The following is a 23,978-nucleotide window of genomic DNA, read 5'->3' on the forward strand; positions in this document are numbered from 1 at the left end:
ACGAGCTTATACGTTCCATCCTGAATAACATCCGTACCACTTGTAAAAGCAGTTCCATTCAATGTTGCCGTTCCTTCATTATAGCTAACTGTCACCTTATCCTTGTAGATTCCATCTTCGGTTACTCCAGTTACTACTGGTGCTACTTTATCAATCACAAAGTTTACTGTTGTTGCATTTCCTGCTGCATCCGTTACGACAAGTGTATAGCTACCGTCTGCAGTAACCTCCGTACTGCTTGTAAAAGTAGCTCCATTTAATTTCGCTGTTCCTTCATTAAAGCTAACTGACACTTTATCCTTGAACATTCCACCATCCGCAACTCCTGTTACGATTGGTGCCACAGTATCAATCACAAAGTTCACCGTTGTTGCATTTCCTGCTGCGTCCGTTACGACGAGCTTGTACGTGCCGTCTTGATTAACTTCCGTACCACTCGTAAAAGCAGTTCCATTCAATGTTGCTGTTCCTTCATTAAAACTAACTGTTACTTTATCCTTGTAAATTCTACCATCCACAACACCTGTTACGATTGGTTCCACCGTATCAATCACAAAGTTCACTGTAGTTACATTTCCTGCTGCATCCGTGACGATTAGCTTATACGCGCCGTCCTGAATTACTTCCGTACCACTCGTAAAAGCAGTTCCATTCAATGTTGCCGTTCCTTCATTGAAGGTAGCTGTCACTTTATCCTTGTACATTCCACCATCCGCAACTCCTGTTACAATTGGTGCTACCTTATCAACCACAAAGTTCACCGTTGTTGCATTTCCTGCTGCATCCGTTACGATGAGCTTATACGTGCCGTCCTGAATGACTTCCATACCACTCGTAAAAGTAGTTCCATTCAATGTTGCCGTTCCTTCATTGAAGCTAACTGTCACTTTATCCTTGTACATTCCACCTTCGGTTACTCCAGTTACTACTGGTGCTATCTTATCAATCACAAAGTTCACTGTTGTTGCATTTCCTGCTGCATCCGTTACGATGAGCTTATACGTTCCGTCTTGATTAACTTCCGTACCACTCGTAAAAGCTGCTCCATTCAATGTTGCCGTTCCTTCGTTAAAACTAACTGTCACTTTATCCTTGTAGATCCCATCTTCAGTTACTCCAGTTACTACTGGTGCTACCTTATCAATCACAAAGTTCACCGTTGTTGCATTTCCTGCTGCGTCCGTTACGATGAGCTTATACGTGCCGTCCTGAATGACTTCCGTACCACTCGTAAAAGTAGTTCCATTCAATTTTGCCGTACCTTCATTAAAGCTAACTGTCACTTTTTCCTTGTACATCCCACCATCCGCAACACCTGTTACGATTGGTGCTACTCTATCAATCACAAAGTTCACCGTTGTTGCATTTCCTGCTGCATCCGTTACGACAAGTGTATAGCTGCCGTCTGCAGTAATCTCCGTACCACTCGTAAAAGCAGTTCCATTCAATGTTGCCGTTCCTTCATTATAGCTAACTGTCACTTTTTCCTTGTATATTCCACCATCCGCAACACCTGTTACGATTGGTGCCACGGTATCAATCACAAAGTTCACCGTTGTTGCATTTCCTGCTGCATCCGTTACGATTAGCTTATACGTGCCCTCTTGAGTAACTTCAGTCCCACTTGTAAAAGCTGCTCCATTCAATGTTGCCGTTCCTTCATTGTAGCTAACTGTCACTTTATCCTTGTACATGCCACCATCCGCAACACCTGTTACGATTGGTGCTACCTTATCAATCAAAAAGTTCACCGTTGTTACATTTCCTGCTGCGTCCGTTACGACAAGTGTATAGCTACCGTCTGCAGTAACCTCCGTACCGCTTGAAAAAGCAGTTCCATTCAATGTTGCCGTTCCTTCATTGAAACTAACTGTCACTTTATCCTTGTACATGCCACCATCCATAACACCTGTTACGATTGGTGCTACTCTATCAATCAAAAAGTTCACCGTTGTTACATTTCCTGCTGCATCCGTAACGACAAGTGTATAACTACCATCCGCGTCAATCCGCATTCCACTAGCAAATGCTGCTCCATTCAACGTCGCCGTTCCTTCGTTAAAAAACACCGTAACCGGGGCTTTATAACTCCCACCATGTGTTACTCCACTTACAAATGGTGCAGTCTTATCTATCTCAAAACTTACTGTTGTTACATTCCCTGCTTGATCAGTTACGACAAGCGTATAAGTACCGTCTATTGTAACGATTGTTCCACTAGTAAATGCTGCTCCATTTAATGTCGCCGTTCCTTCATTAAAGGTGACTGTCACATTCCCCTTATAGATTCCACCATTAGTTACACCTGTTACAACTGGTGCAGCCTTGTCTATTTTAAAATTAACCGTTGTTGAATTCCCTGCCGAATCTGTTACGATCAGCGTATAAGTACCATCCATAACAATCTCTGTCCCGCTATTAAAGGGGTTGCCATTCAATAGCCCACTACCTTCATTAAATGTGGGGGCTATCGCCTTGTTATATGTTTTATTATTCTCTACATTTGATATAACTGGTGATATGGTATCTACAGTAATCGTGCTGCTTATAGTTCCCATACTCAAATTCCCGACCCTATCTTTATATTGAACATATATCGTTTTAGCGCCTTCTCCTGCTGGGAGTACCCACGACCTCCCATTCAAATCAGAAACATTAAACCAACTCGTTTGCCAACTACCGCTAACATTCGAGAGCCGAGCTTGCTCAACTCCCGAGCCACTCCCGTCGGAATAACTTCCGCTCAAAGTCACGGTGTGGTTTTTAGTAAATGCAGCATTATTATTAATGATAAGAGATCCTGTTGGAGATGTCTGATCTAATAGTATACTCTGGGAAGATGTATTCGAAATCCCATTTTGGGAATCCTTTAATTGCATATAGATCGTCTTAGCCCCGTCACCGCCAGCTAGACTAAATGTTGCTGAATTGCTAAAAGGCAACCAAGATGCTGCCGACAAACCCGCAGAACTATTCGAAAATCTCATATGCGTAACACTATCGCCTGCGTCAGCGTCAGATCCCGTTACAGATAGATTAGCAATTGACGAGCTTGTAGCTGCGCCTTCATTTATCGTAAAAGAACCTGTCGGAATCGTATTTGCAGGTCCGGTCTCATAAGTAAGCACTAGTTTAGGATGATACGCAGCATTTGCAGCTTCCATGGAATAAAATAGAAATCTACCGCTATCAGCATCTGACTCATTACCATTCAGAATTAAGGTTAGTTTACGATCAGAGCTGTCCGTAAATGCATCTACAGCTGATTTTACGTTAAGAGTAATCGTTTGATTCTGAAGATATGTACCCATAGGCACTTCACTAGTACTCTTTGCTGTAAATTTATCCGCATAAAGAGTGTTCGTATCCATTGGCGGAAAGCTTACAAGGTTCAAATCATTCGCTGTAGAACCCCTAACTTCCATATACAAATTATGACCAGGGATTCTAAGGACAGTAGCGACAGTCAAGACCAGCTCTGCTGAAACAATAATTCCTTCGGGTACACCTAGATTAAACATAGTTGCCATTCTATTTCGGACATTTACGAATCCGTCATTATTACTCATACCAACATAAAGATAACCATCCCCATCATTATCATATATGCCGTCATATTCCTGCTGACCTCTCAACTCCATCGTGTCCGCAGAGGCAGCGTAAGTTTTTGTAACTGTACCCCCAGCCGCATCCGCTCTATTAGGTACTAGTCCAGGTGAAATAACTGATAATAAAATAGCGATGACCAACAAAAAAGATTGTTTCCTCATCCTTCATTCCTCCGCTTTCTTGTATGGAACCATAGTTAATCATTGATAATTCATGAGGTCTTTAGCTGCCTTTTTACCATGGCTTCAACATGATCCTTATAAAAATTCTCATCATTAACTACTATAATTAAAAGGGAGGTTGTCTTATAGTGACCGCTGTCATCAATTCTGTCATATGACAATTTTTTTATGTAGTACAAAGAATGAGGATATTTCTCGGGTCGATACGCTGTATCCATATAAAATGTAATTTACATTATTCAAGGCCGCCGTCTGTTCTAAGGAACATCGTTGCTCCTTTATCACCGTTCATCGCGTTACCTTTGGCACTGAGTTTAGTTTCAATCGCTTCTGCCAATCCACTTGCGCTCGAAATTACAGCAGATTTTTCAAAGAAAATGAAAGCAAAGAAATAACTTTAATAACATTAAAAAAGAACCGTTCTAGAACGGTTCCTTTTTAATCATTAAGTAGGTTTAGTATATGACCATTGATGCTAACACCGAAAATACGCAAACTTATCGTGTGTTATGACTCTATATCCGAAATCACACGGCAATCTGCCAACACTTCCGGTTTAAATTGCATACTGTCCGCTTGTGTGATCTGGCGAATTACTCTGCATGGAACACCCGCAGCAAAGGAGCCTGCTGGGATATCTTGAGTCACCACACTACCTGCTCCTATCACGCATCCGTCTCCAATGGTAACACCGCCGCATACCGTTACATTGGCTGAGAGCCACACATCGTTTCCGATCGTCACAGGCTTGGCGTAACACAGCGACTTACGATTACCATTTTGATCAAGCATTTGCCTACGTTCAGAGGCGATGAACGGATGAATAGGTGTAACAATCGTTACATTAGGCCCAAAACTGACATTGTTTCCAATGGTAATTTTTGCATCGTCCTGTACGGTAAGATTGTAGTTGGCAAAGAAGTGATTTCCGATTTCTGTGTGAACCCCGTAATGAAAGAAAATAGGACCCTGAATGAAGCTGTGTTCCCCCATCCTGCCAAGCAGCTGTTCAAGTATCTCTTTGCGTTCCTCTGTCTGATCCTCAAAAGTGCGGCTATATTGACTGCTAAGGTTATGTGCACGGAGCTTTATAGCCTTTAACTCGGGAGCACCTGGACTAAATAAAATCCCCTTAAAAATTCGTTCCTCTTCCGTCATATGTTCATCTCCAATGTATCCGACCGAAACATATGTCTCAAAGCCGTAGGATGATTGTTTTGCATATTGCCAATAGCACACTTTTAATGTGCTCACTAACATCATCTAATAACTGACCAGTAAGGGTAAAGACCACTGGCTGAAAGTATTCTTAATGCTTAAAATGCTGTTTTTACCATTCTACCTGATCAAAGCGCATGGTTTTGTAGTAAAAAATTTCGTCTTGATCCGTAATCTCTCGGAGCACCTTGCAGGGATTACCGACTGCTATTACATTGGCTGGAATATCTTTAGTTACAACACTGCCGCCCCCAATAACGCTTCCCTTTCCGATTGTAACACCCGGTAAAATGATTGCGCCGCTACCTATCCAAACTCCATCTTCTATAACGACCGGCAAGGCAAACATTCCGCCTCCTTTGCGCATGACCGAGTGCACCGGATGGTTGGTCACAGCGATCGTTACATTTGGGCCAAACATCACGTCATTTCCAATCGTAACCTTATAGTCATCGACAACCGTTAGATTAAAATTGATATACACATTGTTGCCTACCGTAGTATTCGAACCGTAGGACATACGAATTGGCGGCTCCATCCATACATTTTCACCCATGCTCCCAAAAAGCTGTTTCATCAGCAATTTCCGTCCATCCAAATCATCGGGATGCAATTGATTGATTTCATAGCACAGAGCTTTGCCACGCTGGCGCGCACGAGCTAGAGCAGCAGCTTCCTCTGGGTAATTAGAATCGTGATCGGTAAACAATTGACCGTTTTTCATTCGCTCTTGAATATTCATGCATTAGTCTCCTCTGGACAAAATTTATATTTTTCATATATATGAAATGGGTATAAGCCGCTTTCTTTAACTAACTTGTTCAAAGTTTCTTGTAATATTGTTCAACCATTTGTATTGACGATAACGGATATAAGTAACAGGAAGCTTAACGACCTCATCTAAGCAAATTACGATATACAGTACGATGGGAGGTACGTGGTAAACAAAAGCACACAAGTAGCTGAGCGGTAATATTATGCCCCACATCACAACCGTATCGCACCAAAATCCAAATTTAGAATCGCCGCCAGCCGTAAATATACCCGCAATGATCGTGGCATTCATCGACTTCGCAATACAATAAAAAGCACTGATATACAGCATGCCATCCAAGTAATTTTGTGCAGCAGTGTTCAAGCTCACGACAGAGAAAACCAGTGGTTTTAGCAGCAAAATCGTGAATCCTGCAATAACTCCAAAAATCAGAGCGTACAGGCTCATCTGTTTACCCGCATGTTTCGCTTTCTCAATTTCTCCCTGCCCTAAATATTTTCCAATTAGTACAGATCCGCCGCTGGCAATGCCTCCACATAGTACAACAGCAAGGTTCTTGACCACGGATGCCACAGAATTCGCTGCCACCATATCAGAGCTTACATGACCGATAATTGCGGCTGTCGCAGTTAAAGCTATGCCCCAAACAATATAATTGCCTTGGACAGGCAAAGTGTATTTCCAGAAATCTTTTAACAAATGACGCTGATTGCCTTTAGACGTAAGAAGTCGGAAGCGAATCGGTCCTCTGGTAACGGAATGTACAATACAGCAAGCAAGTTCAATGAAACGTGCTAAACCCGTTGAAAGGGCTACCGATGCAACCGCGAGCTCCGGCTTCGTCGGAAAGAGAACAAAGATGCAGATTGCATTGAACAATATGTTCAAAATTAAGCATATAGAGCTAATCGAAGCACTCAGTCGTGCATTTTCCATGCTTCTAATTACGGTGAGATACATTTGCGAAAGGCCCATTGCAATATACGAGAACGAAAGCATTTTTAAGAACCTTGAACCATACTCTATCAATTCATTATCCTTTGTAAAAAGTCGCATTAGCGTCTCCGGAACAAAAAACGTAACAGAAAAAAATATAACAGAGATAAATAGCGAGAACATGCAGGCAATACTGAGCACGCGCTGTATCGTTTCTAGATCTTTCTTGCCCCAATACTGCGCAGTAAGAATACCTGCTCCTGTTGACATTCCCATGTAAAACAAGGTCAACGCAAAGGTAATTTGGCCTGCGAGCGATACAGCCGACATCGCAGTTTGGCTAATCATGCCCACCATGACCACATCTATTGAAATGACCAAAGCTGAGATCAGATTTTGCAATGCAATGGGAATCACGAGCATCATAAGCTCCCGATTAAAATCACGGTTCATGGGAGATGTTATTTGCATACGATTTCTCACCTTATTTTCTCCCCTCTCCTTCCTGTTCAATTGAATGATATCAATATAGAACAAAATTATTGTCCAATCCATTAAAATTGACTATATTATTATAAGAATCGTATATAGTTCAAAGGAGAGTTCCATTTGACTAAAAATTTAGAAGTGTTTTCGGATTTATCGGAACGCTTGGATTATAATCTTCCTGATTTACCTCTTTATATTCGTCAAGGAAGTCTGCATCAATTTAATAATTATGCTGCTGCAGCTCATTGGCATTCAGATGTAGAGTTCATTTATGTGCTAAAAGGATCCATGGATTTTTCTGTTAACGGACATATTACTCGCATAGAGCAAGAGAATGGAATTTTCGTGAATAGCCGCCGATTACATTTTGGTTTCTCCCAAGATCATATCGATTGTTTATTCATTGTTGTTGTCATTCACCCCGCCCTTCTTGGCGAAGGTGCATCCCCGCTTCAAACCTATTGGGACGAAAAATTCAATCAACTAACGGACGACTTTGTATTGCTTACAAACCAAGTTGCATGGCAACAGAGCATATTGCTTTCTCTTCTAGCGATCTATGATGAAATGCACGAAAGCTATTTCCCAAATCCGCTTCGCCTCACTTCACAGGCTTTATCTTTACTTGCTTTAACCGGAGATCACCTGCAACCGAAGGTTGGGCAACCTGAAGACATACAATTGTGGACAAATGTTCAGAAGATGACCAATTTCATCCGACAACACTATGATCAAAAAATAACGCTTGAAGATATAGCATCGGCGGGAACTGTTTGCAGGAGTCGCTGCTGTACATTGTTTAATAAGTATGTAGGTCAAACCCCTAACACGTATCTCACTAGATATCGAATTCAGAAAAGTTGTGAGATGCTGACGGAAACAAAACGATCCATAAGTGAAATTGCACTGGCTTGCGGTTTCCAAAGCGGTAGTTACTTTACATCTATTTTCCGAAAACAACTGGGTTTAGTTCCACAAGATTATCGAAAACAGACAAAAAGTAACAATATATATTGCGGGGATTGACCATGACAAAATACAGTTCAACCGATGGATATTGTCAGCTCGTCAGCTCGTCCGAGATTAAGGCCACCGAAGTGATATGCTCCCCAAATAGTGGAAGGTGAAATAATAAAAAACCTGTTGCTATGAGGGGAGCTTTTCTATGTCTAAAGTTAAATATTCCGCATCAGAGAAACTAACCATTATCGGAGAGTACATAAATAAAACAACCAGTTACCCTCGAAATCGAGAATAACTGGCTGCATTTGACTGTATTTGCGATGGTATCTATTAGGCCCAAGCTCTACTTCTTCGCCATTAAGTACATAAAATACGGCGCCCCGATGATCGTGACGATGATGCCGGCGGGAATGCCGCTTGAACCGAGCAAGGCTCGGCCAATCGTATCGGCAATCAGCAGCAGGGCCGCTCCAAGCATGGCAGATACGGGGAGAAACCGCTGATGGCGCGGGCCAACGAGCGCTTTGGCGATGTGCGGTGCCATCAGGCCAACAAATGCGATTCCGCCGCTTACAGATACGGAGGCGGCTGCGAGTGCTACGGCAATGATAAGCAGTAATCGCTGCTCCTTAGCGACATTGACGCCTAAGCCGACTGCAATATTTTCATGCAGATTGAGAGCGTTGAGCACCTTGGCCTTTGCAAAAACAATGGGTACGAACAAAATCAACCAAGGCAGCAGCGCAAGGACAAACGGCCACTCATCTCCCCAAATCCGTCCCGCCATCCAGTTCGCAATGAACAAATATTGCTCGCGATCAAAACGGGTTGTTAGTGTTAATGTAATGCCGTAAAGTACAGCTGCCATCCCGACGCCTACAATCAACAGTCTTGTTGGCTCCAGACCTTCGCCTTTCCGATAGGAGAGGAGATAAATAAACGCAGCAGTCAACAAGCCGCCTATCAAGGCGAACAGGGGGAGTATATAAAGAAAGCTTGTCGGTTCAATCGTAAAAAACATTACATAAATAACGACCATTAAGCCTGCTCCGGCGTTTATTCCTAATATCCCGGGGTCAGCAAGAGGGTTTCGGGTCACGCTTTGTAAAATCGCTCCTGATAGAGCGAGTCCCATTCCGGCCAAAATGGTAATCAAAATTCTCGGAAAGCGGAAGGTGTATAAAATAAGCTCATCCTTGCTTGTTCCTTGGCCAAGAATCGTTCGCCATATTTGAGAAGGCGACAAGGACACCGGGCCTGTGGCCACACTAATAACGAAGATGGCGATTAGCAGCAAAGCAGCCCCTATCACAACAACACGAAATTTCGACAACTGCGAGAAGATCATCACTTTCTTCCCACCCTTCTGGTCAGGTAGAGAAAGCAAGGAAAACCGATGATTGCTACAATAGCGCCTATAGGCGTCTCGTAGGGTACATTTACTGTTCGTGCAGCTGTATCGGCAAGCACCAGCAGTACGCTGCCCAGCACAGCCGAGCATGGGATGATTAAGCGGTAATCGGAACCTACAATCAACTTGCAAATTTGCGGAATCATTAGTCCAACAAAAGCAATCGAGCCGACAATGGAGACGGAAGCTCCAGCTAGAAGAAGGACAATGATCATCAGGATGCTTTTGAGCAGAATGGTGCGCTGTCCAAGCCCCTTAGCTACATCCTCGCCAAAGCTTAAAATCGTCAGCCCTCGCGACAGCAAGAAGGCTACCAAAATTCCCCCGATAATAATCGGCGCAGCCAGCTTAAGCTGCAGCCAATTTGTACCCGATACGCCACCAGCCACCCAATAAGCCAAATCCTGCGCCAGCTTAAAATGAAGACCGATGCTTTGTCCCAAAGCCGTTAGTAAAGCCGTAACTGCAGCACCCGCTAATGTAAGGCGAAGCGGACTCATTCCCTGTCGATTTAGGGCTCCAAGGCCAAATACCATTCCGGCACCAATAGCTGCGCCTGCGAACGAAACGAGCATAATGACGAGATAGCTAACCTCCGGGAGGAATGCAAAGGTACATGCCAAAGCTAAGCTAGCACCGGCATTCAAGCCAAGCAAGCCTGGATCTGCTATTGGATTGCGCGTCAAGCCCTGCATAATGGCTCCGCTGACGGCGAAGCCTGCGCCCACCAAAGCTGCTCCCAGCTCTCGTGGCAGCCTGATTTGCATAATAATTTGGTTTGATTGTACAGAACTATCGTAGGCCCAGATAGCCTGCCATACTGTAGCCAAATCAATATCGGCAGCACCGACCGCTACGGACAGTAGAATGGAAAGCGTCAGAAACACGCTTCCTGCAACTACAGTAATCACACCAGCTAACGGCTTGGCTTGAGCCTTGTTTTGCGTCATATCTGCCTGTTTCATCTTCATCCTCGTTTGCACTTCTTATATGTTGTCTTTACTTCTGCTCAGTTAAAGCTTTTACGATATACGTGAGCTCTTTCTCCAATGAAATTGGATCGTTGTAAGCGAAAGAAGTGGCATCAAAGCCGATGACCTGATTGTTTTTGACTGCGGGAAGGCCTTTCCACACATCGGTATCCATAAATGAGTTTTTTGTCGTAGAGCCGCCCTCTCCCATGAATACGTAATCGCCTGCATACTCCCCAATCGATTCGGAGGAAATAGCTTTATATGGAGGCCCGTTTTCTTCAATTTTCAATGAAGGAGGTGTTTTCATGCCAAGCACCTGATACAGAATCTCTGTACCGCGGCTTCCGTTTTTAAAATAAATGTACGTATCTTTTCCGTAGCTCTCCATGATAGAAACAGTCGCATCCGGGCTGACTACTTTAAATACCGTTTCTTTGGCTGCTGCTGCTTTGGTTTCCCACTCGTCGATCCAGGCCTGCGCTTCAGCTTCCATGCCTACGAGCTTGCCTATTTCAAGATGCTGCTGCTTATAATCGTATTTGTCATAGGACATCACGACAGTTGGCGCGATCTCTTTGTATTTGCTAATGTTTTTGTCGCCTGTATACGTGACGATTACATCGGGATCAATCTCAACGAGCTTCTCTACATTGTCAGCCGTAATTACTTCAACCTCATCAAGCTTGCCTTCATAAAATTTGTTCTCTTTCGGATATTCGTTAATAGCGACAGGAGTAATGCCCAGCGCTAATAAATTTCCAGCATAAGTATTCGTAAGCATCGCGACTTTCTTCGGATATTCTGAAAATTCAATGTCGCCCTCTTCACCGCGATAAATAATCTTTTCAGATGCTGCTTCAGGAGAAGCCGATGCTTCGGTATTGCCGCTGTTGCCTTTGTTGCTGCTTTCCGGCTGAGCATTTGTTCCACATGCAGATAGAACCATGATGAGGATGAGCGCTACTGCGCTTAGCATCCATTTTTTCGAGTGTGCAGTCAAATTCCTCTACCCCTTATTATTAATAATAATATTCATTCTCAATAATGAAATGTGAGTTAACGTCGGCCGTGCGCTTTTGCCCACAAAAAGAGTGTATCATAAAAGGGTGACAAAAACTGTCACCATTCTGTATGATAATGATGATATTTTTATAAATAGAAGGAGGAAACTTCGTTTGAAAAAGCCGCAAAGAATTATCTCCTTGCTTATGACCATCAATACACGCCAAAAATTCACGCTTAAGCAGCTAGCAGACGAGCTTGGTGTATCTCGAAGAACGATTCTGCGGGATTTGCAAGAGCTTAGTCAAATGGGGGTCCCGCTATACTCGGAGCTAGGTATGTACGGAGGCTACCAAATGCTGCGCGAACGGAAGCTCCCTCCTGTTTCTTTTTCGGAGCACGAGGCTTTTGCTTTGTTTTTTATAAGCTTGTCCCTTAAGAGCTACCAATCTCTTCCTTTCGGATCCGATGCTCCCTTTGCTTTCAAAAAATTTTATCATATACTCCCAGAGGATCGGAAAGAACAGATTGATGAGCTGCAAAAGCGTCTTCACTTTTGGGTGGCTCCCCGTCAATACGAAACGCCTTACTTGCAAACGCTTTTGCAAGCTTCAATTAAACGAACCGTTCTAAAGGTGACCTACGAATCGCTGCGCGGCGTTAGTGAGCTGAGCCTGCAGCCATACGGCATATATACGTTAAATGGATCATGGTTTTGCATTGGAATGAACTATGATACCGAACGGGTTTATACTTTTTTGGTGGAACGATTCAGATTAGTTGAGGACACGGCTTTGCCTCTTAAAAAGCATAAAGCGCTGGATACGATGAGCATTGAGGAGATGATCAATTGGTCCGACAACGAGCCGCTAGTTGATGCCATTGTTCAGTTAACCAAAAGAGGTGTGCTCCAGTGCCGCTCCGATGTGTGGCGACCAGGAGAAATCGTTGAGAATAAGGACGGAACAGGGGTGCTGCGTTTTAAGATGCTCCCTGCACTCGCTAACAAATATGCGGGATATTTTCTTTCTCTAGGCCGGGAGGCTGTCGTTAAGGAGCCGCTTATTCTAAGAGAGTCCATACAGAAAAGCTTAAAGGACATGGTTGACCAATACAGCGATTGACTTCAGAAGAGTCTAGGTGGAACAAGTTATTTAAAAAGGGGCTCGGCCCATTATTAATATCTTATTCACGAGTCCTTTGCATATTATCTGACTAACCGCCGAGCGAGTTTAGTTAGTGATTGCTCATCACTCTAATTGGCTAGCAACCGTCTGGCTGCGCTTGCCATAACGAAGTAGAACGGTAATGACGAGCTCAAGATCCCCGACAAGTGTGCTCCAGCCAAAATAAATAATGCCAATAAACGTTTGAAATAGTCCAAAGCATAATGTAAAAAAACTGTTGCTCGCATCCAAAAGGCAAGCTTTTTCCAAAACTTTCTGAAGCTCTTGCTATAGAAAGAAAATAAAATATTAGTGAATCAGCGGCAGCCGCTCCTTTTCTTTTTTAAGCTAACGGGCAGGATTGCTTAGGTTCAGAAATGTTTTAATAGTCGTGAAGTATGGGAGAGTTGATGTATTAATGAGTGAAACGAGAATGTTACCTGAACCTCATAAGAATGCTGTTTGTGCACCAGAAGATATGCCCCTAAAGGATTTTTACAAGGGAATTTATGATGAAGTTTTTGTTTTTTACCATCCATTCATTAAACCAAAATCAATTGATTATGAATTATTTGAGCCAGAAACCTATCCAGGTAAGAATGAGATAATAGAAAAGTGCGAAATGATTACATGGAAACAGTTCTTATCAATATCAGGAATCGAAAGTTACAGCCATTTAGACATTGGATTAAGAACCCGAATCTTGGGATTAAAGAAACAATTTGCAAACGAAGAAACCTCTAAAAAGATTCAAGACACTTGTGAGAAACATCAGATAATTGCTCCGATGGAAGGTTTTTTTCCAGAGTTTCTAATGAATAAGGTGCTTTTGTCAATAAAACAAGAAGGACATGACTGGATATGGTCTGGAGATGAATTTTGTACAGAGCGAAAGTTAGAATATATTGATGATTTAATCAAAGATAACACAGCTTTTCGAAATCAACGCTTGAATTTATTTACCCATGAAAATGAAATTTTACTTACAACCCATTGGGATAGTCACTTTTCAATACTTTGTTCAGACAAAGATACAATCAATAAAATTGTTAGTTTTGCTGATTTGGAAGGTTTTTTCTGCAACGACAAAACCGAAATTTATTGGAGTTTACGAAACACATCACTAAGCTAACGAGTAACGTTAGCTTAAACTGCCCCACGTAGGGCAGTTTTCTTTAGGTTGAAAATTAACATTAGGATTTAACATAGCCTGTCTATAAAGGCATCTGCCCATTAGCAAAGACTTATTTCCTTGTCTAAAGCTTTATTTTCATCGTCTAACACTAATTTTCTTACTACAAACTAGTCGCGAATAACTTCATTGTATATATCACTTTTGATATAAAAAAGCCTGCATTTCGATGTATGTGGAAAATAAAGTATTAGACCGGAGTTGTTGATTTGACGCGGTTTGCCGTTTCGAAAATCGTCAGGTTTTAAAAAATAAGTTTTAGACTGTGACATCGAGTGAGTGCTCAAAATAGAATCAAATCAGATAATAAGTATTAGACTGAGAAGCATCGAGCGCATCGTGCTGCTGCTGGCAATCGTGACTGGCTTCCGATCGCTTACCGAGTCTAATACTTTATTTTCTTGGGGAAATGCAACATGTCAAATCTACTTATCAAAAATGCGCAGATCGTAACTATGAACGCAAGTGAGGACATTATTACTGGTGACATTCAAGTCGTGAACAGTCGAATATGTGAGATTGGCTCAGACCTTGAACCAACGAGCGGAGAGAAAGTACTTGATGCTACGAATCGTACCGTAATCCCTGGTTTTGTCCAAACTCATATTCACTTATGTCAAACCTTGTTTCGGGGAAAGGGCGATGAATTAGAACTGCTTGACTGGTTGAAAAAACGGATCTGGCCACTAGAAGCTTCTCTTGATGAAGAATCCATTTATTACTCGGCTATGCTTGGTATTGGAGAACTGCTGCAAAGTGATCAACAACGATCGTCGACATGGAGACGGTGCACCATACAGACTTCGCATTTCAATCTATCGCATCCACCAGCAGCGAACGCGAGCTTGGACCCAATCTAGCCAAAGGCTTCGTGCTATTGCTCATTCCCTTGGCACATGCGAATCAGAATTTATTGGAACTTGAAGCAACCACTTTAAATCGTATTATTGTAATGTTACGTCAGTTCTTTGTTGATGGACGGGCATTTCCTGTATTTGTTCTATTGTTTGGCTATGGCATGGTCCAAATATTACAGAGCAAGGTTATGATTGGCCCTACATTCGTAAACGGTTACGCTGACGGGGCTGGTGGCTCTCAGCAGCGACATTATCGCTTGGCTTGCTTGAATTACCTCCATCATTATTGCCGTGTTCTTGCATCGTATTAACTACTCTGATCCCGCGAAGAAACTATTACGTCGATTGACTTATCGAAAACCGCAGGGCTAATATTCTATCATCTGCAAACTGAACATATAGTATGATTTTCACCTTTACTTATTCTATAGCTTTGTCTATACTCTTGGTGCAGAGGCCTTCTTACATAATTAACTAATATATCTAATAAAAGGAGATGTAAGGATGAAGAAAGGTATATTTTCCCTCTCACTTGTTTTAGTCATGCTTTTGAGTTTTGCAGCAACAGCATTCGCTGCGTTTAGTTACACTAGCCCGAACGTCACAATCTCAAGCGGAACCATTAAATTTGGACATGGCGTTATTGTTAACACGGGTAAATACCGTGATACTTTGACGATTAATGTTTATCGCGGGAACACATTTGTTGCTTCCAAACAAATCACGTTGAACCCTCAAGAATGGATTTATCCGGGTTCTACAACCACACCATTATTAACAATAGCAACTGGACAACCAGCTGGCGAATACCGTTATACGTTATCAGCTCCAGGGAGCTGGCATGTTATGGCAGGTTTTGCGAGTTAATAGCGACTAAATAGTAATTATCATTAAAACCTCTCGTCTATGACGAGAGGTTTATTAATTTTTTAGGACGTAAAATGCGAAAAAAAGAGCGAATCTCAGGAGGAATTCCTGAAATCGCTCAGCTTGACTGTGAGTATTTTAAATCCATCTTGTTTCTTGGATGTATACGATGTCAAATGAACATTGGGGTATAACAAATGATCGCTGCCGCAGCATTCATCTTCCCGCTTCAGCAGTTCAGCGTTTCTTCTTCAAGCGTCAAGCGGCGTGGTCGGAAGCCTACTTGGCCCTGTGCGGCTTCGAATTCAAGAAGTTTAAGCATGTTCAACTTTACTTGATCCACTCCAACACTAACTCCCTACTCCACCGTAACACTCTTAGCCAAATTCCGCGGTTTATCCACGTCATGCTCAAGAGCTAACGAAGCATAATAAGAAATCAGTTGTAGCGGAATAACTGAAAGTGCTGGTGACAAGATCGGAAGTGTCTTCGGAATCGCGAATAGCTCGTCGACAGATTTCGCAACTTCTTCCTCTGCACCTTGATTCGCAATGCCTATAACGTGAGCGCCGCGCGCTTTTACTTCTTTAATGTTGCTAAGTGTTTTCTCGTACAGCTCTTCTTGCGTAACAAGAGCGATAACCGGAATACCTTCCTCTATGAGAGCCAAGGTACCGTGCTTGAGCTCACCAGCTGCATAAGCCTCGGAGTGAATATACGAGATCTCTTTCAGCTTCAGCGAGCCTTCTTGCGCTACAGCATAGTCAACGCCGCGGCCGATGAAGAATAGGTGCTTGTGATGCGAGAACGACTCTGCAACTTGTTTAAGCACATACGCTTGCTCAAGGATGCGCTCAACCTGAGTTGGAAGCTGATGCATAGCCTCAAGAACTTCTGCGATGTAAGAAGCTTCTTTGGTCTCAAGCGTACCTGCCATGTGTAGACCAAGCAGATAAAAAGCAATCAATTGCGAGCTGTATGCTTTTGTCGAAGCAACCGCAATTTCAAGACCCGCCCATGTAATAAGCACATGATCCGCTTCGCGGGCAACCGAGCTGCCTACTACGTTAGTAATCGCAAGCACACGAGCGCCGTTGCGCTGTGCTTCACGCAAAGCTGCAAGTGTATCCGCTGTTTCGCCAGATTGGCTTACAACGATAACGAGCGTATCCGGAGTAATGATCGGCGAGCGGTAACGGTACTCGGATGCCACGTCCGTCTCAACCGGAATGCGCGCAAGCGACTCAATGACCGTTTTGCCGACAAGACCTGCGTGATATGCCGTTCCACATGCTACGATGTGTACTTTGCGGATTGATTTAATATATTCAGCTGTCATACCCAGCTCTTTTAAGTCGACAGATTTACCGTCTTCCGAAATGCGGCTCATCATAGTATCACGGTAAGCTTTTGGCTGTTCGTGAATTTCTTTCAGCATGAAGTGATCAAATCCAGCTTTCTCTGCCGTTACTAGATCCCAATCGACATGAAATATTTCCTTGGAAATAGTTTCGCCTTCAGTCGTCATTACTTCGACAGCATCGCGTGTCAGGATTGCCATTTCGCCGTCGTTCAAAATATAAACGTTGCGCGTATGCTCCAAAATAGCCGGAATATCCGAGCCAATGAAGTTTTCGCCTTCGCCTACACCGATAACAAGCGGGCTTGCATAACGAACCGCAACCAGGCGATCCGGTTCAAACTCAGTCAACACACCAAGCGCGAACGCTCCACGCATACGTTTAACCGCACGCTGCACAGCTTCCACGATGTTGCCGTTATATTCATCAGCAATCAAATGGGAAATGACTTCGGTATCTGTCTCCGATACAAAAACATGCCCTTTTGTCACTAATTCTTCCTTAAGATTCAAGTAGTTCTCAATAATCCCGTTGTGAACAACCGAAAATTTAGCCGTGTTGTCCGTATGCGGATGCGAGTTCACATCGGATGGCTTACCATGAGTAGCCCAGCGTGTATGACCAATGCCAATAGAACCTTCGAGCGGTACTTCACGCAGCAAGCCTTCAAGATTCGCGAGACGTCCTTTGGACTTTGTAATTTCGAGCCCGTTTTTCGTGAAGACAGCGATACCAGCGGAATCATAACCCCGGTACTCCAGCTTCTTCAATCCTTCGAGCAAAATGTCCTGCGAGTCGCGTTTACCAATATATCCTACAATTCCACACATAATTTAATAGGCCTCCGATAGGTTATTTTCCCGTCCTTATCGGATGCCGCCAATGCGTGGCACAGGCACTATGAAGTTGTCACAAAATAATCCGAATGATTGCGGAAAATGTAACCCCTCTGCCCATGCCCACCCTGCTGGTGGCATCTTGGACATACGGGAGTAATATTATAATCGAAGCCTGCCGCACGATTGTATGACCGGTCGCCCGGCCGTTTTACGTAACGGCTTTCGGTTGGCTTGTAATACCGGAAGGTCCCCGCCGAATGTTTCGAACACCTTCACCTCGTCAGCTTCCCGTATGAACACCCGCTTCAAGCTAATCTATCTTAGCTCTACCACAGATCATTCATCACGCAAGCTCTGGCGCTTATCTTGCTTAAATAACCTCTATCCTCGCTTTCCTTCTTGAATCACACTACCTATCATATTCATTTTCCAGCTGCTGTGCAACCTTTCACGGAAAATATACTCGTCCATTTTCCAAAATAATGCTAAAAAAGCCCGCCGGCTACAAGAACCGACAGGCCTTCGACACCATTATTCTCTATGATTAACCTAGTTCACTTTTAACGACATTTGCAATTTGATCAACGTAAGCCTCGACCTGTTCCTTCTCTGGTCCTTCCGCCATAACGCGAATCAAAGATTCCGTACCCGATGGACGAACAAGCACGCGGCCGTTGTCGCCAAGTTCTAGCTCTACACGTTTCACCGCTTCTTCTATCGCTGCATTGCCTTGGTACAAGCTCTTGTCCGCTACGCGTACGTTAACAAGCTTTTGCGGGTATTTCCGCATAAGGCCTTTAAGCTCGCTTAGCTTCTTGCCGGAGGCTGCAATCGTATCAACGAGCTGAAGGGCAGTGAGAATACCGTCGCCAGTCGTAATATGGTCAAGGAAAATAACATGGCCGGATTGCTCGCCGCCTAGATTGAAGCCGCCGCGACGCATTTCTTCCATGACGTAACGATCGCCAACTGCCGTTTGTGCTGTCTTCAAGCCAATGCGCTCTGCTCCCTTGAAGAAGCCGATATTGGCCATAACCGTCGTTACAATGGTATCCTCTTTCAGCTTGCCTTCACGCTTCATCGCATCGCCAATAATACAAAGAATAAAGTCGCCGTCTACCTCTTCGCCATTTTCATCAATAGCAATCAAACGGTCAGCGTCCCCGTCAAAAGAAAGCCCAAGGTCTGCGCCATGCGCCAGTACCTGCTCACGCAAATATTCTGGATGCGTCGAACCAACGCCAGCATTAATATTCAAACCATCCGGCTCAGCGCCTACCGTTATAATGTCCGCTCCAAGCTCGCGGAATACCGAAGGAGCCAGCTCATAAGCGGAACCATTCGCGCAGTCCAGCACGATTTTCAAGCCTTTGAATTCGCCTTTAATCGTTGTTTTCAAATAATCCAAATAGCGCTGCTTAGCGCCTTTATCGCTTGATACCGCTCCGATATCTCCGCCCTCAGGCCGCGGTAATTCATCTGTAAGAGCATCAATTAATTGTTCGATTTCGAGTTCGGTATCATCCGACAATTTAAAGCCGTCGCCAGCAAAAAACTTAATGCCGTTATCCTCTACAGGATTGTGTGATGCGGAAATCATAACCCCAGCGTCAGCGTTCAGCTCACGCGTAATATAAGCAACTGCCGGTGTGGATACGACGCCAAGACGCACAACGCTTGCACCAATCGACAATAGACCCGCAATTAGTGCAGATTCCAGCATTGGGCCAGAAATCCGTGTATCAAGGCCAATAACCACCTTCGGCTTTTGAGCCTTGTGTGTTAGAACATAGCCGCCGCAGCGGCCGATTTTGTATGCTAGCTCAGGTGTAAGCTCACGATTGGCTACGCCGCGAACACCGTCTGTACCGAAATATTTCCCCATGTTTAAAAAGCTCCTTTGTAATATATTGCTTTCGTTGTTATATACATATTCCGCTCTGATGATTATGGATTCGTAGTTGAACCGCCTGCTGCGTTTCCGCCACCATTGCCAGTCTCCTCACTGGTGTCTGGAGGCGGTGTCGTAGCAGGGGGAGGAGACTCCTCTGTCGGAGTGCCTCCGACCTCCTCGGAGTTGTCTCCGCCTGATCCTGATCCTGGTACAGAGTTGTCGGTAATTTCTATCGTCACCGTTAAAGTTTGACCTTCAGCCAGTACGGTCTGAATATACGCTGGCACATCAACCTGAAGCGTTACGACATGCGTGCCTACACCTAGACCTTCTACATTGGCAATGATGCTAATATCCGATGCCTTTAGCGTAGACAACACCGGATCTGCTCCGCTGACGGTTAAATCAAACTTACCGTTTGCCGGCGTCCGTATAACAGCCGACAGCCCGTTTGCGATACCTTCTATAGCTACATCAAGTCCTGTAAGTGTTCTATTCTTAACGGGAGCTACTACGACATTGAGCTCCACCTCTGCTGGATCAATTGCCTTTATTCCATCAATCAATTCCGTCTTCACGCGAATGGTTCCTGTTTGCTTCACCTTCGAGAGATCAAGCACGACTCCATCATAAACCTGCAGCTCGTCTAACTGCTTCTGCTCGCCGTATACGGTCACCTTGTCAATTGCCGGCTTCACCGATACTAAGCTCAGTCCCTCAGGCAGAGTGCCCGTATAGCGCACCTGTAGAGGCAGTACCTTCAGCGGAGGCGTTACCTTGACCTCGACATGCAGCGTTTCTGGTGAAACAATCGCATTTGTCATTTCGATACCGTCTACATCGTATACGATTACTTTTGCTTTTTTGTTAACAACCGTTTTATCTGCACCCTCAATATTGATCTCCGTCGTAACAGCACCGATTCTGCTCATATCATCCTTAGGCAGCGTAACCTGTACACCTGTTGTCGGTGCTACAATCGTCGATGCTCCAACAATATAACCGTCTGCCGGCTTGCCTTCCACAATGACTTGCGGCTCAAAAGGCTTCGTTACAATTTCTTCGATCTGAACCGTAACGGTGCGCGGCGACATCTCCACAAGCGTAATCCCTTTCGGCAGTTTTACCGTCAAAGGCAACTCCTGTATGCCGGGCTTTACGCCCTTCAAGTCCACTTGAACCTTATAATCATCTTTCGAAGAAGCATTGAACAAAACAGTTAACCTGCCCTGCACATCTAGCCGCACGACGGTAGGTTCCATCGCCGTAAGCACGTACTTATCTGTATCTAGGCCATCTGCCGTAATAACCGATGCTTCTATCGTTTTGGTATCAATATTTGATGTCGCCGTCTGCGGTGAGGTGTCCGGATCAATATGTACGATAGCCCAGAGCAGCAATCCGACTATGACGGATATTACTTTGAGAGAGGTGGGGTGACTTAGCCATTTATCCATCACTGCCTCCTTTCCGCTTCCAAAGAGACGATATGGTTACACGTTCCTTCGTACGACCTGTCGTCTTCGGAGTCAGCTCATCAAAGAGCTTCGAAATCAGCGATTCCTCGTTAATATCTCGTACGATCATGCCTCCTAGAGACAATGACACTTGCCCCGTTTCTTCCGAGACGGTTACGGACACTGCATCCGTTACTTCACTTACTCCAATCGCGGCACGGTGGCGAGTTCCAAGCTCCTTGCTTATAAAAGGATTTTCCGATAGAGGCAAGTAGCAGCCCGCCGCCATAATCTGATTAGCGCGTATAATGACAGCTCCATCATGCAGCGGTGTATTCGGTGTAAAAATGTTAATCAGCAGCTCCGATGTAATTTTCGATTCCATACGGATGCCCGATTCAATCAATTCACTGAGGCCTGTGCTCCGCTCAAATACGATTAACGCCCCGATTTTTCGTTCTGCCATAAAACGGACAGCTTTAATTACGCCGTCAATTTGTTCGTTGACGACATCCCGATCAAGTGAAAATGACCGCGCGAACAGCTTTCCACGACCAAGCTGCTCAAGCACGCGTCTCAGCTCAGGCTGAAAAATAATCAGCACGCTCACAATTCCGAAGGTGAACATCTGGTTCATTAACCATTTCAACGTATACAAATTGAACCATGTACTCAGCCCCCATACAGCGACGAGTACGACGATCCCTTTTAAAAGTTGAACTGCCCTTGTTCCGCGCACAAGCAAAATCATTTTATAAATAATATAACTAACTATACCAACGTCTATAATATCCTTTAAATAGTCATGCCATGTTAAATCTGAGAAATAACTCATATGCCAACCCCCAACAGCCGATCCCCTTATTATTGTCTAATTATCGGTTTTCAACTTTATTATTTTCTATATATGGGATTGGAAATCCTTTTTTTCAAAAAAAAATTAAAAAACGCCCCCCTGCAACAGGGAGGCAGCTTGCTTTAGCGAGCGTTACCGCCAAAAGTTTGCGTTACTTTGTACCAGAACCAATCGAGCGCTTGGTCAATCGTTCTGCTCTGACCCGCGATATGGCCGGTTGAAGCTAAGTTCAAGGTTCCGTCAATGACAGTTACGTTGCCGTCCACCTCGCCCTTAACATCGGCTATTCCATTTTCTACGGTCAAATTTCCCGTTAAATGAGCACCCTCTGGCACAATAACTGTATTTCCTTCTATGATGACCTGCTGAAGATCCTCGCCTGCAACAATCAGCTTGGTATCCTCTTCCCACATCGTGAAGAAGCTGCCTAACATAACGAGTACAAAAACAGCAGCTGCTGTTACTCCGGGGTACCGATAAATAAAACGTACGATGCGGTTTCTCTGCTTGCTCTGTTTCTTCGGCAGTTGCTGCATAATTCGTTCATTTAAAAGCTCGGATGCCTTCTTGTCATAATCCGCGGCAGGCTTAATCGCTTCTAAAGTCTGGAACACCGCGGCGTCCGTCTTCTGGAGCTGTTCAAACCGGCTGCGACAAGCGGGACAGGAAAGCAAATGAGATTTTAACGTAACGATATCTTCACGCGGCAGCTCGCCGTCCAAATAATCATGCATCCATACGATAGCGACGTTGCAATTCATAGCAGCCAGTCCTTTCTTTCAGTTGCTCGCGCATTAAGTTCTTATCTCGCTATTAGGATACGTTACTAGCAAGAAGGATGTTTCACTTTTTTTCGTAATCGCGTAAGTAATCCTTTGCAGGTAAGGAATTAGCTTGAATTTCTCCCAAAAAGAAGCCTATGTCTGCGCTAGACATGGCTTTCCTTTGGAGGATTGTATCATTATTTGTAATTATAACTTATGCTCAAGCTTCTTCCGAAGAAATTCCCTGCCGCGGTGAACCCGCGTTTTGATCGTCGTGACAGGCATGTCCAGCACATCGCCTATTTCCTGCAACGACAGGTCCTGCATATATCTAAGCGTCATCACGCTCTTATATTTCGGTGGCAGTGAAGCAATAGCCGCATGTATAATGCGCTGTGTGTCCGAGAGAAGCAGCTCTGATTCTGGCGTCCGATTATCACTCGGTATCATGGAGTAGCCATCCAGTCCCTCATGATCCGATGACTCTGCATCCAGCGAATAGGTCGGTTTGCGTTTGCGCAGTCGATCAATACATAAGTTCGTAGCAATTCTATATATCCAAGTTGAAAATTTTAACGTTTCATCATATCTATCCAGGTTTTTGTAAACGCGAAGGAACGTGTCCTGTACAACATCCTCCGCTTCCTGGCGGCTGTTTAACATTCGATAAGCCATATGAAAGAGCTTGTCTTGATAGAGGTCTACAAGCTCAGCAAAAGCCTGCTGATCGCCTTTAAGCGATAACTTCGCCAGGCGTGCTTCCAATACAATCACCTAAACTCCTCCAAACCTTCCATTCGATCGACTGATCGCCTTGCTCTATTTTATAAATATATAATGTCCGCATCCATACACCCTAGAAAAATCGTAATGCACATGGGCTGAAAAAGCAAGACAATTGAGAAAGATACTTCCAATATGAGCATCGACCCTAATTAGCCGTAATGTTCATAGTCATGAGCAGCAATGTACGTACATCAGGTTCAGGTTTCATTGCCGTTTGCTCCAAAAAATACTAACCGTTCTAATAATTATATAGGTTTGATGTTCAGTCAGCAATCGACCTGAGGCTAGTTGTTTTTTCGACTTTCGGCTAGGAACGCTAAAATAAAGCAAAAAAAGGTCTAGGAAACGTAATGTTCCCAGACCTTAGTTGTTCATGCACT

Annotated in this window: 18 protein-coding genes and 1 pseudogene; 5 read left to right on the forward strand and 14 right to left on the reverse strand. The window is 44.1% G+C overall.

Annotated features, from left to right (window positions below; translation table 11 throughout):
- The 4 genes from BK120_RS32775 to BK120_RS32790 all read right to left on the reverse strand — a co-directional run.
- A partial coding sequence (locus BK120_RS32775) for a beta strand repeat-containing protein (protein ID WP_256711095.1) occupies nt 1-3,770 on the reverse strand: 3,770 nt, incomplete at its 3' end.
- 528 nt (nt 3,771-4,298) lie between these two features.
- The gene (locus tag BK120_RS32780) at nt 4,299-4,949 is read right to left on the reverse strand and encodes a sugar O-acetyltransferase (protein WP_076271669.1); all 651 of its coding nucleotides are present in this window, start codon (nt 4,947-4,949) and stop codon (nt 4,299-4,301) included.
- Nucleotides 4,950-5,121: 172 nt separating this feature from the next.
- Complete coding sequence (locus BK120_RS32785) at nt 5,122-5,751, reverse strand: DapH/DapD/GlmU-related protein (RefSeq protein WP_076271670.1); 630 nt, start codon at nt 5,749-5,751, stop codon at nt 5,122-5,124.
- Nucleotides 5,752-5,817: 66 nt separating this feature from the next.
- Nucleotides 5,818-7,203: an MATE family efflux transporter gene (locus tag BK120_RS32790; protein ID WP_256711096.1), complete on the reverse strand. Its 1,386-nt coding sequence runs from the start codon at nt 7,201-7,203 to the stop codon at nt 5,818-5,820.
- 126 nt (nt 7,204-7,329) lie between these two features.
- On the opposite strand from BK120_RS32790, the gene BK120_RS32795 reads away from it, so the two are divergent.
- Complete coding sequence (locus BK120_RS32795) at nt 7,330-8,235, forward strand: AraC family transcriptional regulator (RefSeq protein ID WP_076271672.1); 906 nt, start codon at nt 7,330-7,332, stop codon at nt 8,233-8,235.
- Nucleotides 8,236-8,515: 280 nt separating this feature from the next.
- Here the strand turns inward: BK120_RS32795 and BK120_RS32800 are convergent, their stop codons facing one another.
- From BK120_RS32800 to BK120_RS32810, 3 genes are read right to left on the reverse strand one after another with little or no spacing between them, the layout of a single operon-like run.
- The gene (locus BK120_RS32800) at nt 8,516-9,520 is read right to left on the reverse strand and encodes a FecCD family ABC transporter permease (RefSeq protein ID WP_076271673.1); all 1,005 of its coding nucleotides are present in this window, start codon (nt 9,518-9,520) and stop codon (nt 8,516-8,518) included.
- The gene (locus BK120_RS32805) at nt 9,520-10,554 is read right to left on the reverse strand and encodes a FecCD family ABC transporter permease (protein ID WP_076271674.1); all 1,035 of its coding nucleotides are present in this window, start codon (nt 10,552-10,554) and stop codon (nt 9,520-9,522) included. The genes BK120_RS32800 and BK120_RS32805 overlap by 1 nt, the downstream gene beginning before the upstream one ends.
- Before the next feature lie 28 nt (nt 10,555-10,582).
- On the reverse strand, nt 10,583-11,557 hold the full coding sequence (locus BK120_RS32810) for an ABC transporter substrate-binding protein (protein WP_256711097.1): 975 nt from the start codon (nt 11,555-11,557) through the stop codon (nt 10,583-10,585).
- Nucleotides 11,558-11,732: 175 nt separating this feature from the next.
- Here BK120_RS32810 and BK120_RS32815 point away from each other — a divergent pair, with 175 nt between their 5' ends.
- Entirely contained in the window at nt 11,733-12,683 is a 951-nt protein-coding gene (locus BK120_RS32815) for a helix-turn-helix transcriptional regulator (RefSeq protein WP_076271675.1), read from the forward strand.
- A gap of 126 nt (nt 12,684-12,809) precedes the next feature.
- Here BK120_RS32815 and BK120_RS32820 read toward each other — a convergent pair whose 3' ends face one another.
- Nucleotides 12,810-12,995, reverse strand: coding sequence for a hypothetical protein (locus tag BK120_RS32820; RefSeq protein WP_076271676.1), 186 nt, complete (start codon nt 12,993-12,995; stop codon nt 12,810-12,812).
- 148 nt (nt 12,996-13,143) lie between these two features.
- Between BK120_RS32820 and BK120_RS32825 the strand changes: the two genes are divergently transcribed.
- From BK120_RS32825 to BK120_RS32835, 3 genes and pseudogenes are all read left to right on the forward strand, one after another.
- Nucleotides 13,144-13,857 (forward strand): DUF2711 family protein, encoded by a 714-nt coding sequence (locus BK120_RS32825; RefSeq protein WP_076271677.1) that lies wholly within the window; start codon nt 13,144-13,146, stop codon nt 13,855-13,857.
- Nucleotides 13,858-14,333: 476 nt separating this feature from the next.
- Nucleotides 14,334-14,746: pseudogene (locus BK120_RS36225) on the forward strand (amidohydrolase family protein); the annotation flags it as partial.
- Between the two features lie 532 nt (nt 14,747-15,278).
- Nucleotides 15,279-15,641 (forward strand): hypothetical protein, encoded by a 363-nt coding sequence (locus tag BK120_RS32835; protein WP_076271678.1) that lies wholly within the window; start codon nt 15,279-15,281, stop codon nt 15,639-15,641.
- Nucleotides 15,642-15,999: 358 nt separating this feature from the next.
- Here the strand turns inward: BK120_RS32835 and glmS are convergent, their stop codons facing one another.
- The 6 genes from glmS to sigW all read right to left on the reverse strand — a co-directional run bounded on the left by glmS (nt 16,000) and on the right by sigW (nt 23,586).
- On the reverse strand, nt 16,000-17,832 hold the full coding sequence (gene glmS, locus BK120_RS32840) for a glutamine--fructose-6-phosphate transaminase (isomerizing) (protein ID WP_076271679.1): 1,833 nt from the start codon (nt 17,830-17,832) through the stop codon (nt 16,000-16,002).
- Nucleotides 17,833-18,385: 553 nt separating this feature from the next.
- Nucleotides 18,386-19,726, reverse strand: a complete 1,341-nt coding sequence (gene glmM / locus BK120_RS32845; protein WP_076271680.1) for a phosphoglucosamine mutase — start codon at nt 19,724-19,726, stop codon at nt 18,386-18,388.
- Nucleotides 19,727-19,788: 62 nt separating this feature from the next.
- Complete coding sequence (locus tag BK120_RS32850; RefSeq protein ID WP_076271681.1) at nt 19,789-21,192, reverse strand: CdaR family protein; 1,404 nt, start codon at nt 21,190-21,192, stop codon at nt 19,789-19,791.
- Complete coding sequence (cdaA, locus tag BK120_RS32855; protein WP_076271682.1) at nt 21,185-22,027, reverse strand: diadenylate cyclase CdaA; 843 nt, start codon at nt 22,025-22,027, stop codon at nt 21,185-21,187. The genes BK120_RS32850 and cdaA overlap by 8 nt, the downstream gene beginning before the upstream one ends.
- A gap of 143 nt (nt 22,028-22,170) precedes the next feature.
- Nucleotides 22,171-22,809 (reverse strand): zf-HC2 domain-containing protein, encoded by a 639-nt coding sequence (locus BK120_RS32860; protein WP_076271683.1) that lies wholly within the window; start codon nt 22,807-22,809, stop codon nt 22,171-22,173.
- Nucleotides 22,810-23,019: 210 nt separating this feature from the next.
- Complete coding sequence (sigW, locus tag BK120_RS32865) at nt 23,020-23,586, reverse strand: RNA polymerase sigma factor SigW (RefSeq protein ID WP_054025284.1); 567 nt, start codon at nt 23,584-23,586, stop codon at nt 23,020-23,022.
- Nucleotides 23,587-23,978: the final 392 nt, after the last annotated feature.

This window comes from Paenibacillus sp. FSL A5-0031, assembly GCF_001956295.1.
GTDB lineage: Bacteria > Bacillota > Bacilli > Paenibacillales > Paenibacillaceae > Pristimantibacillus.